General features: G+C 63.0%; 12 protein-coding genes. 7 read left to right on the top strand and 5 right to left on the bottom strand.

All coding sequences use genetic code 11. The features are described from left to right. Positions 1-75 precede the first annotated feature (75 nt). The 3 genes from ACMTA2_RS30325 to choX form a co-directional block, all read right to left on the bottom strand. Positions 76-1,041, bottom strand: a complete 966-nt coding sequence (locus ACMTA2_RS30325) for an L-carnitine dehydrogenase (RefSeq protein WP_413793007.1) — start codon at positions 1,039-1,041, stop codon at positions 76-78. Positions 1,042-1,180: 139 nt separating this feature from the next. Beyond that, a complete protein-coding gene (cdhC, locus tag ACMTA2_RS30320; protein ID WP_014340599.1) occupies positions 1,181-2,068 on the bottom strand; it encodes a 3-dehydrocarnitine:acetyl-CoA trimethylamine transferase CdhC in 888 nt (295 codons plus the stop codon). A 70-nt stretch (positions 2,069-2,138) separates the two neighbouring features. Beyond that, positions 2,139-3,083, bottom strand: coding sequence for a choline ABC transporter substrate-binding protein (choX, locus tag ACMTA2_RS30315; protein WP_413793006.1), 945 nt, complete (start codon positions 3,081-3,083; stop codon positions 2,139-2,141). A 193-nt stretch (positions 3,084-3,276) separates the two neighbouring features. On the opposite strand from choX, the gene ACMTA2_RS30310 reads away from it, so the two are divergent. Together ACMTA2_RS30310 and ACMTA2_RS30305 are read left to right on the top strand one after the other, a co-directional pair. Then, entirely contained in the window at positions 3,277-4,236 is a 960-nt protein-coding gene (locus ACMTA2_RS30310; protein WP_413793005.1) for a GlxA family transcriptional regulator, read from the top strand. A gap of 68 nt (positions 4,237-4,304) precedes the next feature. After that, a complete protein-coding gene (locus ACMTA2_RS30305; protein ID WP_413793004.1) occupies positions 4,305-5,480 on the top strand; it encodes an ATP-binding protein in 1,176 nt (391 codons plus the stop codon). Positions 5,481-5,621: 141 nt separating this feature from the next. On the opposite strand, the gene ACMTA2_RS30300 is transcribed toward ACMTA2_RS30305, so the two are convergent. Beyond that, a complete protein-coding gene (locus ACMTA2_RS30300) occupies positions 5,622-6,038 on the bottom strand; it encodes a DUF3010 family protein (protein ID WP_413793003.1) in 417 nt (138 codons plus the stop codon). Positions 6,039-6,095: 57 nt separating this feature from the next. Next, positions 6,096-6,497 (bottom strand): lysozyme inhibitor LprI family protein, encoded by a 402-nt coding sequence (locus tag ACMTA2_RS30295; RefSeq protein WP_413793002.1) that lies wholly within the window; start codon positions 6,495-6,497, stop codon positions 6,096-6,098. Between the two features lie 235 nt (positions 6,498-6,732). Between ACMTA2_RS30295 and ACMTA2_RS30290 the strand changes: the two genes are divergently transcribed. The 5 genes from ACMTA2_RS30290 (at position 6,733) to etfA (ending at position 13,737) form a co-directional block, all read left to right on the top strand. Then, a complete protein-coding gene (locus ACMTA2_RS30290) occupies positions 6,733-7,710 on the top strand; it encodes a dipeptidase (protein ID WP_413793001.1) in 978 nt (325 codons plus the stop codon). 79 nt (positions 7,711-7,789) lie between these two features. Continuing rightward, positions 7,790-8,320, top strand: a complete 531-nt coding sequence (locus ACMTA2_RS30285) for a DUF5943 domain-containing protein (RefSeq protein WP_024776567.1) — start codon at positions 7,790-7,792, stop codon at positions 8,318-8,320. Between the two features lie 15 nt (positions 8,321-8,335). After that, the gene (gene dgcA, locus ACMTA2_RS30280) at positions 8,336-10,396 is read left to right on the top strand and encodes a dimethylglycine demethylation protein DgcA (protein WP_060740286.1); all 2,061 of its coding nucleotides are present in this window, start codon (positions 8,336-8,338) and stop codon (positions 10,394-10,396) included. Positions 10,397-10,567: 171 nt separating this feature from the next. Further along, entirely contained in the window at positions 10,568-12,517 is a 1,950-nt protein-coding gene (gene dgcB, locus ACMTA2_RS30275) for a dimethylglycine demethylation protein DgcB (RefSeq protein ID WP_413793000.1), read from the top strand. Then, a complete protein-coding gene (gene etfA / locus ACMTA2_RS30270) occupies positions 12,517-13,737 on the top strand; it encodes an electron transfer flavoprotein subunit alpha (protein WP_413792999.1) in 1,221 nt (406 codons plus the stop codon). Before dgcB ends, etfA begins: the two co-directional genes overlap by 1 nt. Positions 13,738-13,746 lie beyond the last annotated feature (9 nt).

Below are 13,746 nucleotides of genomic sequence, written 5' to 3'. Positions count from 1 at the left end.
GCAGGCTCGCTCCCACTCATCCAGGGTGGCGAGCCTGCTCGTGAAGGGCCAGTCAGGCTGGCTCCAAACCAGGGGTCAGTCAGTAAACGCCATCCCATGCTTCGCTTTGGTGGCCTTCACCGCCTCCAGCACTGCCAGCAGGCAATCATCACGATAGCGCTCCAGGGCCGAAATGCTGTGGCTGCCCAATTGCTCGCTCGTGCCATCCACCACGTCGTCGATCAGCTTGTCGGTCAGCTCCGGCGCTGGCAGGTAGGTCCATGGCAGTTGCAGCGCCGGGCCGAACTGGGTCATGAAGTGCCGCATGCCCGCATCGCCGCCGGCCAGGGTATAGGTCAGGAACGTGCCCATGAATGACCAGCGCAGGCCGGCGCCAAAACGGATGGCATCGTCGATTTCCCCGGTGGTGGCGACACCGTCGTTGACCAGGTGCAGGGCTTCGCGCCAAAGCGCCTCGAGCAGACGGTCGGCGATGAAACCGGGCACTTCCTTGCGTACATGCAGTGGGCGCATGCCGAGGGCTTCATACACCTGCATCGCCGCCTGCACGGCTTCGGGGGCGGTGTTTTTTCCGCCCACCACTTCCACCAGCGGCAACAGGTAGACCGGGTTGAACGGGTGCCCGACCACGCAGCGTTCCGGGTGGGTGGCGCTTTCATAGAACTCGCTCGGCAGCAGCCCCGAGGTGCTCGATCCGATCAGTGCGTCTGGCTTGGCGGCGGCGCTGATCCGCGCGTGCAGTTCGAGCTTGAGCTCCAGCCGTTCGGGGGCGCTTTCCTGGATGAAGTCGGCGTCGCGCACGCATTCTTCGACGGTGGCGACAAAGCGCAGCCGGTCCTGGGAAGCCCCGGGTGCCAGGCCTTGTTTCTCCAGCGCGCCCCAGGCGCTGGCGACGCGTTTGCGTAACGCCGCCTCGGCACCCGGCGCCGGGTCCCAGGCGACGACGTCGAGGCCGTGGGCCAAGGCTCGGCTGACCCAGCCGCTGCCGATCACACCGCTGCCCAGGGCGGCGAAGGTCTTGATGTCAGTGATAAAGCGCATGGTGATTTCCTGAAGTTGTTGAGTGCCACCTGTGGGAGCGAGCTTGCTCGCGATGGCTGAATATCAGTCGGCACATCTATAGCTGGCGCACCGCTATCGCGAGCAAGCTCGCTCCCACAGGGCTGTGCATAAGCTCGGGTCAGCCGCGCTGGGTCAGCCCCATTTTCTTGCGACCTTCAGCCGGGGTGAGCACGCGAGCGCCGAGGCGGCTGAGGATTTCGCCGGCCCGCTCCACCAACTGACCGTTGGTAGCGAGTACGCCTTTGTCCAGCCACAAGTTGTCTTCCAGCCCGACCCGCACGTTGCCCCCCAGCAGCACTGCCTGGGCTGCCATCGGCATCTGCATGCGGCCGATGCCGAAGCCGGCCCACACCGCGTCGGCCGGCAGGTTGTCGACCATGGCTTTCATGGTGGTGGTGTCGGCCGGCGCCCCCCATGGGATGCCCAGGCAGAGCTGGAACAACGGGTTGTCCAGCAGGCCTTCCTTGATCAGTTGCTTGGCGAACCACAGGTGACCGGTGTCGAAGATCTCCAGCTCGGCCTTGACCCCCAGTTCAGTGATGCGCTTGGCGCCGGCCCGCAGTTGCGCCGGAGTGGAGACGTAAATGGTGTCGCCGTCGCCGAAGTTCAGGGTGCCGCAATCCAGCGTGCAGATTTCCGGCAACAGCTCTTCGACATGAGCCAGGCGGGTCAGCGGGCCCACCAGGTCGGTGTTGGGACCGAACTCCATCGGCCGTTCGCCCGCACCGATCTCCAGGTCGCCACCCATGCCGGCGGTGAGGTTGACGATGATGTCCACGTCGGCCTCACGGATACGCTCCATCACTTCGCGGTACAGCGCCACGTCGCGGCTGAATTTGCCGGTCTGCGGGTCGCGGACGTGGCAGTGGACCACGGTGGCACCGGCCTTGGCGGCTTCGACGGCAGCGGCGGCGATCTGTTTCGGGGTGACCGGCACGTGAGGGCTCTTGGCGGTCGTGTCGCCAGCACCGGTGAGTGCGCAGGTGATGATGACGTCGTGGTTCATGGTGCGGATTCCTTCAGGCGTGGTGAGTCACCGCGCAGCTCGTTGGTGCTGCGCAGGTGGAGAGCGTTGGTCAGTTACTGGTGAGTTTCAGGTTGTCGGCGGCCGGCTTGCCATCGAAGGTGGTCACGCCTTCGAGCCAGCGCTGCTTGTCTTGCGGATGATCCTTGAGCCATTGCCGGGCCGATTCCAGCGGATCCTTGTGATCGAGCAGCGGCTGCATCATCCGGCTCTCGTCTTCGGCGGTGAAGGTCAGGTTGCTCAGCAAGCGACTGACGTTCGGGCATTGCTCGGCGTAGTTCGGCGCGGTGACGGTCCAGACGGTGGCCATGCCTTCGTTCGGGCCGAGGGCGTCTTCGCTGCCGGTGAGGTAGGTCATCTGTACGTTGACGTTCATCGGGTGCGGCGCCCAGCCGAAGAACACCACGGCTTCCTTGCGCCGCACGGCGCGGTCCACGGCGGCGAGCATGCCGGCTTCGCTGGACTCCACCAGTTGGAATTTGCCCAGGCCGAACTGGTTCTTGGCGATCATCGCCTTGATCTGGGTATTGGCGCCGGAGCCCGGCTCGATGCCGTAGATCTTGCCGCCCAGCTCTTTTTCGAATTTGGCGATGTCGGCGAAGGTTTTCAGGCCCTTGTCGGCCAGGTAGGTCGGTACGGCCAGGGTGGCGCGGGCGTCCTTGAGGCTGGGCTGCTCCAACACCTTGACCTGCTTGGCTTCGACGAATGGGGTAATGGTCTGGGTCATCAACGGGTTCCAATAGCCCAGGAAAAGGTCCAGGCGCTGGTCGCGGATGCCGGCGAAGATGATTTGCTGGGAGGCGCTGGTCTGCTTGGTGGTGTAGCCGAGGCCGTCGAGCATTGCTTGGGTCAGGGCGCTGGTGGCGATGACGTCGGTCCAGTTGACCACGCCCAGGCGTACGTTCTGGCAGGCGGCGGGTTCGGCGGCCATGGCGGCCGTGCTCAGGAGCTGGGTGGCGCTGAGTGCAAGAACGCAAGAGCTGATCAGTCGTTTCATTGTCAGGTTCCTCGGCAGCTTATTGTTATGGGGCCCGGTGTCTGTGCGCCGGTGATGTCACGTTACGCAGCCCCGCGTCGTGCAAAACGCACTGCGGCGACGTGCTCTTGCACTGCGGCGACCTGGGGTCTTGAACGGCGCTTGCAACTGGCGTATCAAGGTCCGCACGCTGCCCGCCATCCGAGTGCGCTCCATGTCCCAGGATTTCTACTTTTTGTTGATGCCGGGTTTCTCGGCCATCGGTTTCATCTCGGCCATCGAGCCCTTGCGGGTTGCCAATCGCTTTCGTGGCGAGCTGTACCGCTGGCATGTATTGAGCATCGATGGCGGGGCGGTGCTGGCGAGCAATGGCATGTCGGTCAACGCCGATGCCGCGCTGGAGCCCTTGAAGAAAGGCGCGACCCTTTGGGTGGTGGCGGGGTTCGAGCCGCTGAAGTTCGCCACCCCGGTCCTGGAGCGCTGGCTGCACCGGTTGGACAATGAAGGCGTGACCCTGGGCGGCATCGACACCGGCAGCGTGGTCCTCGCCGAGGCGGGGTTGCTGGACGGGCACCGGGTGACCTTGCACTGGGAAGCGATCGAAGCGTTCAAGGAGTCTTATCCACAGCTGGGCGTGACCCAGGAACTGTTCGAAATCGACCGTCGCCGCATTACTTGCGCCGGTGGCACCGCGTCCATCGACCTGATGCTGGACCTGATCGGCCAGGCCCACGGTTCGGAACTGGCGATCCAGGTCAGCGAACAGTTCGTACTCGGCCGCATCCGCCCGCGCAAAGACCATCAGCGCATGGAAATCGCCAACCGCTATGGCATTCGCAACAAGAAGCTGGTGCACGTCATCGGGGAGATGGAAACCCACAGCGAGCCGCCCCTGAGCACCCTGGCGCTGGCGGAGTCGATCAAGGTCACCCGCCGTCAGCTCGAAAGGCTGTTCCGCCTGCACCTGAACGACACCCCGAGCAACTTCTACCTGCGCCTGCGCCTGGAAAAGGCCCGGCAACTGCTGCGCCAGACCGACATGAGCGTGCTGGAAGTGAGCATCGCCTGCGGGTTTGAGTCACCGTCGTACTTCACCCGCAGCTATCGGGCCCGGTTCGAGCGCTGCCCGCGGGAGGATCGGCGGCGGCAGGGGGACGGGCGGGAGCTGGTTTGACAGGCTTTTATACTTAATTATACTCGCGACTATAAATTATACCTGTCGCCATAATTGAGTATAAAACCATGTCCAAGCATCCCGGTTTTGTCTTCCGGCGCCCCGATCTGGCCCGCAATATTGTCGATGGGCTGGCCGGCGCCGGGATCCAGGATTACACCTCAGGCCTGTTCCTGGCCGCGCCAAGGCGTACCGGAAAAAGTACATTCCTGCGCGAAGACTTGATTCCCGAATGCGAGACGCGAGGTTGGCTTGCGGTCTACGTCGATCTTTGGGCCAACAAGGAGAAGGACCCTGCCGACCTGATCGCCTCGGCCATTGCCGGGGCACTGGTGCCTTATGAAAAGGGCATCCGCAAGCTCGCCAAAGCCATGGGCATCGACAAGCTCAGCTTCTTGCGCACGTTGTCCTGGGATTTCAGCCAGCCGCAACTGCCCGAAGGGGCGACGCTGACCCAGGCGCTGGAGCTGTTGCACCGTGCCGCGGATAAAACCGTGGTGCTGGTGATCGACGAAGCCCAGCATGCCTTGACCACCGAGGCCGGGGTCAACGCGATGTTCGGCCTCAAGGCTGCCCGTGACCAGCTCAACCAGGGCCGTGAGGGTGATACCAGCGGCCTGCGGCTGGTGTTCACCGGCTCCAATCGCGACAAGCTCGCCCACTTGGTATTGAGCCGCAATCAACCGTTCTACGGGTCCAGCATCACGCCGTTCCCCTTGTTGGGCAAAGCTTTCACCCAGGCCTACACCGCCCATTTGAACGCACACCTGGCCCAGACCAACCAGTTCAATGCCGATGATCTGGACCAGGCCTTCGAGTTGGTGGGGCGCCGCCCTGAAATGCTGCGCAGCATCATTGGCGAAATTGCCTTGGAGCTGGGCGAGGCGAGCCACTTGGGCGAATTGCTGCGCAACAGCGCGCAAATGCTGCGCGCCGGTGTCTGGACCGAATTCGAGAGCGCCTGGAACGCCTTGACGGTGCCGCAACGCGCGGTGCTGCAGGTCATGGCCGAGCGCTCGCAAAACAACGAACCCTTTGCGCCCTTCACCGATTCAACGCTGGAGGCGGTGGGCAAGGTGCTCAGGAGTATGGGCAGCGAAGTCGTCCCTGGCACCCAGACCATCCAATCCTGCATCGACGCGCTGCGTGACAAGGAACTGGTGTGGAAGTCCAATCGAGGTGGTTACGCCTTGGAAGATAAAGCGTTTGCCGATTGGTTGAAGGGGTATCGCAAGCAGCACTGAACCTGATACTTACCGGCCATACCTGTGGCGAGGGAGCTTGCTCCCGCTGGACTGCGTAGCAGGCCCTAAAAGCAGGGCCGCTTCGCGCCCCAGCGGGAGCAAGCTCCCTCGCCACGGGGGTGTTTCGTCTGAGAGATTGGCTTACTTCTTCACCAACGCCGAACACGCCGCCTTGTACGCCTCATGCTGATATTTGTTCAGCGTCGCGGGCAAGGCGAAGTCATGTTTCTTGCTCTGCGCATTGATGGTCTGCGGCGACAGCAGCGTCACCTCGCAACCGTCCAGCAACTGGAAAACCCCTTCGATCTTGAACGTTGTCGGCCCGCCGGCGAACTCGCCTTTCTTGCTGCGCTTCTTGATGGCAATGCGTTCGATAGCGTTATCCGTCACAAACGCCCGCACCTGGGCAGCAAACGCCTTGACGTTGGCGGCTTCGTCATCGTCGTCCAGGGCGATTTTCTTGGTGTTCAGGGCGATGTGGGTCAACGCTTGTTGGTCCAGCGAGGCAACGGCGATGATCGCTTCGCTGCCTTTGATTTCGATGCCGCACGTTTTCATGTGAATCCCTTTACCGATAATGCAAGCAGCTTACCGCGCTAAACGGCTTCTGAAACATCACTCCTGCCCAATCGACTCCAGAAACTCCGACCGATCATCGCTCACCTGGGCCATGCAGTCGTTTTCGGCGATCTTGTAGGCGTCGCTGCCGGGCTTGGCCGGGAAGGCGGCGATGGCGCAGTCGGCGTCGCGCTGTTTTAGCCACAGTTGTTGGGCGGCCTTGACCTTGGTGGTGATGTCGTTGAGCTGGGCCTTGTCGCTGGCGTAGCGGGTTTGCAGGCGCTCAAAGAGGCTTTGCAGGTTTTCATTGAGCAACTGTTCGGCGGAGGTCTTGCCGTAGGCCGAGCAGGCGAGGGTCTGGACGTCGTTTTCCACTTCGTCGCAGGGGTTCTGTTCGGTGTCTTCGGTTGCGTGTGCGACGGTGCTAATCAGTGCCAAAGCCAGGAAGAGTGATTTCATTGCGTTGCCGCTCGAGTCCAGTGAAAACCAGTGATGCGGCGGATTCTGGCGCAAGCGTCGGCTAAAGAACAGACGGGTAGGGTGGGCTCGTCATAGCCCTTTGTCGTGGATTGACGCTTTCGGCAATTCCCCTGTCGTTTTTGCACCGGGTCGCGACGGCCCTCAGGCATATGCTGGCCCCAAAGCGCCGGCACACGATTCGGCGCATGAATCGCTGACAAAAGGGGACTGCCTGATGAGCCCAGCCGAATTGCACGCCGACAGCATCGTTATCGACGGGCTGATCATTGCCAAGTGGAACCGCGACCTGTTCGAAGACATGCGCAAGGGCGGCCTGACCGCAGCCAACTGCACCGTGTCGGTGTGGGAAGGTTTCCAGGCCACCATCAACAACATCGCGGCCAGCCAGAAGCTGATCCGCGAGAACAGCGACCTGGTGATCCCGGTGAAAACCACCGCCGACATCCGCCTCGCCAAGGAGCAGGGCAAGACCGGCATCATCTTCGGTTTCCAGAACGCCCATGCCTTCGAAGACCAGCTCGGCTACGTCGAGATCTTCAAGCAGCTCGGCGTCGGTGTGGTGCAGATGTGCTACAACACCCAGAATCTGGTCGGCACCGGTTGCTACGAGCGTGACGGCGGCCTGTCGGGCTTCGGTCGCGAAATCGTCGCCGAGATGAACCGGGTCGGCATCATGTGCGACCTGTCCCACGTCGGTTCCAAGACCTCCGAAGAGGTCATCCTCGAATCGAAGAAGCCAGTGTGCTACTCCCACTGCCTGCCGTCCGGCCTGAAGGAACACCCGCGCAACAAGTCCGATGAAGAACTGAAGTTCATTGCCGACCACGGCGGTTTCGTCGGCGTGACCATGTTCGCGCCGTTCCTGGCCAAGGGCATCGATTCGACCATCGACGACTACGCCGAAGCCATCGAATACACCATGAACATCGTCGGTGAAGACGCCATCGGTATCGGCACCGACTTCACCCAGGGCCACGACCAGGCGTTCTTCGAGATGCTGACCCACGACAAGGGCTACGCCCGTCGTCTGACCAGCTTCGGCAAGATCATCAACCCCCTGGGCATCCGCACCGTGGGCGAGTTCCCGAACCTCACCGAGACGCTGCTCAAGCGCGGCCATCCTGAGCGGGTAGTGCGCAAGATCATGGGTGAAAACTGGGTCAACGTCTTGAAAGACGTCTGGGGCGAATAAACGCCGCTGCACCGCCAATCCTCTACCTGCGGCCCTCTGCACCGCAGGCAATACCACGAATTTCCGGAGTCAAGTTTTCATGGCCAAGATCGCCCCGCAACTGCCTATCGAAGTCGACAGCGAAACCGGTGTCTGGACCTCCGACGCCCTGCCGATGCTGTACGTGCCACGGCACTTTTTCGTCAACAACCACATGGGCATCGAAGAAGTGCTGGGCGCCGACGCCTACGCCGAGATTCTCTACAAGGCCGGCTACAAATCCGCCTGGCACTGGTGTGAAAAAGAAGCCGAATGCCACGGCCTGGAAGGCGTCGCGGTGTTCGAGCACTACATGAAGCGCCTGTCCCAGCGTGGCTGGGGCCTGTTCAAGATCCAGGACATTGACCTCGACAAGGGCACCTGCAGCGTCAAGCTCGAGCACTCGGCGTTCGTCTATGTGTACGGCAAGGTCGGGCGCAAGGTCGACTACATGTTCACCGGCTGGTTCGCCGGCGCCATGGACCAGATCCTGGCCGCTCGCGGCAGTTCGATCCGCACCGTGGCCGAGCAGGTCTACGGCGGTTCCGAAGAAGGCCACGACGACGGCCTGTTCATCGTCAAGCCGTTGTAAGTCGAGGATCGCACCATGGCTTTTGAAGCAATGTTCCAGCCGATCCAGATCGGCAAGCTGACCATCCGCAACCGCGTGCTCAGCACCGCCCACGCCGAGGTCTACGCCACCGACGGCGGCATGACCACCGACCGGTACGTGAAGTATTACGAAGAGAAGGCCAAGGGCGGCATCGGCCTGGCGATCTGCGGTGGCTCGTCCGTGGTCGCCATCGACAGCCCGCAGGAATGGTGGAGCTCGGTGAACCTGTCCACCGATCGCATCATCCCGCACTTCCAGAACCTGGCCGACGCCATGCACAAGCATGGCGCCAAGATCATGATCCAGATTACCCACATGGGTCGTCGCTCGCGCTGGGACGGTTTCAACTGGCCGACCCTGATGTCGCCGTCCGGCGTGCGCGAGCCGGTGCACCGTGCCACCTGCAAGACCATCGAGCCGGAAGAAATCTGGCGGGTGATCGGTAACTACGCCCAGGCGGCACGTCGTGCCAAGGCCGGTGGCCTGGACGGCGTCGAGCTGTCCGCCGTGCACCAGCACATGATCGACCAGTTCTGGAGCCCGCGGGTCAACAAGCGTACCGACGAATGGGGCGGCAGCTTCGAAGGCCGCATGAAGTTCGGCCTGGAAGTGTTGAAAGCCGTACGCGCCGAAGTGGGTGACGACTTCTGCGTGGGCATGCGCCTGTGCGGTGACGAGTTCCACCCGGACGGCTTGTCCCACGAGGACATGAAGCAGATCGCCAAGTACTACGACGACACCGGCATGCTGGACTTCATCGGCGTGGTGGGCTCGGGTTGCGACACCCACAACACCCTGGCCAACGTTATTCCGAACATGAGTTATCCACCGGAGCCGTTCCTGCACCTGGCCGCCGGTATCAAGGAAGTGGTCAAGGTCCCGGTGCTGCATGCGCAGAACATCAAGGACCCGAACCAGGCCACGCGGATCCTGGAGGGCGGTTACGTCGACATGGTCGGCATGACCCGCGCCCACATCGCCGACCCGCACCTGATCGCCAAGATCAAGATGGGCCAGATCGACCAGATCAAACAGTGCGTCGGCGCCAACTACTGCATCGACCGCCAGTATCAAGGCCTGGACGTGCTGTGCATCCAGAACGCCGCGACGTCCCGTGAATACATGGGCGTGCCGCACATCATCGAGAAGTCCACCGGGCCGAAACGCAAGGTGGTCGTCGTTGGTGCCGGCCCAGCGGGGATGGAAGCGGCGCGTGTGGCCGCCGAACGTGGGCACGACGTGACCCTGTTCGAGAAGAAGGAGTTCATCGGCGGGCAGATCACCACCGCTTCGAAAGCCCCGCAACGGGACCAGATCGCCGGTATCACTCGCTGGTTCCAATTGGAGCTGGCGCGGCTGAAAGTCGACCTGCGCCTGGGCGTGGCGGCTGACGCGGCGACCATCATGGACCTGCGTCCGGATGTGGTAGTACTCGCCGTCGGCGGGCATCCGTTCCTGGAGCAGAACGAACACTGGGGTGCCGCCGAAGGGCTGGTGGTCAGCAGTTGGGACGTGCTCGACGGCAAGGTCGCGCCGGGCAAGAACGTGCTGGTCTACGACACCATTTGCGAGTTCACCGGCATGTCGGTGGCCGACTTCCTCGCCGACAAGGGCAGCCAGGTCGAGATCGTCACCGACGACATCAAGCCGGGCGTGGCCATTGGCGGGACGTCGTTCCCCACCTACTACCGCAGCATGTACCCCAAGGAAGTGATCATGACCGGGGACATGATGCTGGAGAAGGTCTACCGCGAAGGCGACAAGCTGGTGGCGGTGCTGGAGAACGAATACACCGGTGCCAAGGAAGAGCGCGTGGTGGACCAGGTGGTGGTGGAAAACGGCGTGCGGCCGGACGAAGAAATCTACTACGCGCTCAAGGAAGGTTCGCGCAACAAGGGCCAGATCGACGTTGAAGCCCTGTTCGCGATCAAGCCCCAGCCGTGCCTGGAGCAAAGCGGCGATGGCTACCTGCTGTTCCGCATCGGTGACTGCGTGGCCCAGCGTAATACCCACGCGGCCATCTACGACGCCCTGCGGTTGTGCAAGGATTTCTAACGGCTTGTGAATAACCCTGTGGGAGCGAGCCTGCTCGCGAAAGCGCTCGATCAGTCGACATCGATGTTGAAGTAAGACCGACTTCGCGAGCAGGCTCGCTCCCACAGTTGTTGAGCAAGACATCCAGGTTTCTGTGCCTGCAAGACCCTGAAGTCTTTGGGAGCAACACCTATGTTGAACACCCTTCTTCCCATCCTGCTGTTCGCAGCCCTGGGCCTCGCGGTCCTTGGCGCCTTGCGGCGGGTGAACATGTGGCGCCGGGGACGACCGGCCAAGGTCAACCTGATCGGTGGCCTCTTTGCCATGCCCAAGCGCTACATGGTGGACCTGCACCATGTGGTGGCGCGGGACAAATACATTGCCAACACCCACGTCGCCACGGCGGGTGGTGCGGTGGCGTCGGCGGTGCTGGCGATTCTGGTCCACGGGTTTGGCCTGCATAACCGCTTCCTTGGCTATGCGTTGCTGTTGATGTCGGCCGTGATGTTCGTCGGCGCGATTTTCGTCTACCTGCGTCGGCGCAATCCGCCGGCCCGTTTGTCCAAGGGCCCCTGGATGCGCCTGCCGAAAAGCCTGCTGGCCTTCTCGGCGTCGTTCTTCCTGGTGACCCTGCCGGTGGCGGGCATCCTCCCGGAAAACTTCGGCGGTTGGCTGGTGGCGGCGATCCTGGGTCTCGGCGTGCTGTGGGGTGTGTCGGAATTGTTCTTCGGCATGACCTGGGGCGGGCCGATGAAACACGCCTTCGCCGGTGCCCTGCATCTGGCCTGGCACCGCCGAGCCGAGCGCTTTGGTGGCGGTCGCTCCACCGGTCTCAAACCGCTGGACCTGAACGACCCCGCCGCACCGCTGGGTGTGGAAAAACCCAAGGACTTCACCTGGAACCAACTGCTGGGCTTCGACGCCTGCGTGCAGTGCGGCAAGTGTGAGGCTGCCTGCCCGGCGTTCGCTGCCGGCCAGCCGCTGAACCCGAAGAAGCTCATCCAGGACATGGTCGTCGGCCTGGCCGGCGGCACCGATGCGAAATTCGCCGGCAGCCCCTATCCGGGTAAACCGGTGGGCGAGCACAGCGGCAACCCACATCAGCCGATCGTCAACGGCTTGGTGGACGCCGAGACCCTGTGGTCCTGCACCACGTGCCGGGCGTGCGTCGAGGAATGCCCGATGATGATCGAGCACGTCGATGCCATCGTCGACATGCGCCGCCACCTGACCCTGGAAAAAGGCGCGACGCCGAACAAGGGCGCCGAGGTGTTGGAAAACCTGATCGCCACCGACAACCCTGGCGGCTTCGCCCCGGGCGGGCGGATGAACTGGGCGGCTGACCTGAACCTGAACCTGCTCAGCGAGAAAAAATCCACCGACGTGTTGTTCTGGGTTGGTGACGGTGCTTTCGACATGCGCAACCAGCGCACCCTGCGGGCCTTCGTCAAAGTGCTCAAGGCGGCGAACATCGACTTTGCCGTGCTCGGCCTCGAAGAACGCGACAGCGGCGACGTGGCCCGGCGCCTGGGTGATGAGGCGACGTTCCAGCTGTTGGCCAAACGCAACATCCAGACCCTGGCCAAATACAGCTTCAACCGCATCGTCACCTGTGACCCCCACAGTTTCCACGTACTGAAAAACGAATACGGCGCCTTCGATGGCAACTACCTGGTGCAGCACCACAGCACCTATATGGCGGAAATCATCGACGCCGGGGCGCTGAACCTCGGCCAGCACAAGGGCGACAGCGTGACTTATCACGACCCGTGCTACCTGGGCCGCTACAACGGCGAGTACGAGGCGCCGCGCCAGGTGCTGCGTGCGCTGGGTATCGAGGTCAAGGAGATGCAGCGTTCCGGTTTCCGTTCGCGTTGCTGCGGCGGAGGCGGCGGTGCGCCGATCACCGACATCCCGGGCAAGCAGCGGATCCCTGACATGCGCATGGAAGACATCCGCGAAACCGGCGCCGAGCTGGTGGCCGTGGGTTGTCCACAGTGCACGGCGATGCTGGAAGGCGTGGTCGAGCCGCGGCCGATGATCAAGGATATTGCCGAGCTGGTGGCCGATGCGCTGCTGGAAGACGCGGCCCCGAACAAGTCAGTGGCCACGGCCAAACGTGAACCCGCGGAGGTGCATTAATGAGCGACATCATCCGCCGCGACCCTCGCGCCGAGTGGATCGCCCGTAACCGCCTGCACCCGCTGCACGCGGCCATGCAGCCGGTACAGCACAGCTGGATGGGGCCCAACGGGGTCATCCGCAAGAACGTCCATGGCATCGGTTTCATCGGCCCCAACGGCATCAAGCGGATTGATCGCAGCGGTGCCCAGCAGGGGGGGGCGAGCAAACGTACCGCCGCCGTTGAAGTGCAATTGCCATTGCATCAAGTGCCGCAGCCGGCATTCCACATCTGCGTCGTTCCGGACATGGTCGGCGGCCGTCTCAGCAGCCACGACCGCGATTTACTGGGCCTGGCCCATCAGCTTGCCGGCAGCGAAGGCGCAGTGCTGGCGGTGGTCTTCGGCGAGCATAAGGAAAGTACCTTCGCCACCGCGGGTGTCGATCGCTTGCTGGTGCTCGATGGCGAGGCGTTCAGCGGTTATGCACCGGAGCAACGGGTGCAAGGCCTGCGGGCTGTGGATAACCAGTTCAACCCTCGCCATTGGCTGCTGCCCGACAGCCGCAGCGGCGGTGGTGAACTGGGGCGGCGCTTTGCCGCGGCCCTGGGCGAACGCCCGGCCACGCGGGTCTGGCAGGTCAAGGGCGAGGAGTGCATCGGCCGCGCCGGTGCGGGCCTGCAAGACTTGGCTCGGCCGCTGGCGCGCTTGATTCTGGCTGCCGCCGAATGCGCCGAACCGGTCAGCGAAACCCGCCACGAAGCCTTGCCGGTGGAGTTATCCACAAGCGTGGCCCGCAGCTTGTCGCGTATCGAAGATCTGGGTGCGGTGGCGGTGGATCCGGGGGCGATCCCGATGGCCGAGGCCGAATTCATTTTCTCCGGCGGCAACGGGGTCAAGGATTGGGCGCTGTTCCACCAGACCGCCGCGGCCCTGGGCGCCACCGAAGGCGCTTCGCGGGTGGCAGTGGACGACGGCTTCATGGCCCGCGATCGCCAGGTCGGTGCGTCCGGTACCTGGGTCACGGCGCGGGTCTACGTGGCCGTGGGGATTTCCGGGGCGATCCAGCACCTGCAGGGCATTGGCGCCTGCGACAAGGTGGTGGCGATCAACCTCGATCCGGGCTGCGACATGATCAAGCGTGCAGACCTGTCGGTGATCGGTGACAGCGCGGCGATTCTCCAGGCCTTGATCGCGGCGGTAGAGGCTTACCGCAACGAAGCCAAGCGCGATGCGGCTTAAGAAGGATAA

This window comes from Pseudomonas medicaginis (genome assembly GCF_965119365.1).
In the GTDB taxonomy this organism is placed as follows: Bacteria; Pseudomonadota; Gammaproteobacteria; order Pseudomonadales; family Pseudomonadaceae; genus Aquipseudomonas.
Note: the sequence above shows the minus strand (reverse complement) of the source record. Positions and strands in the feature narration are given on the sequence as shown.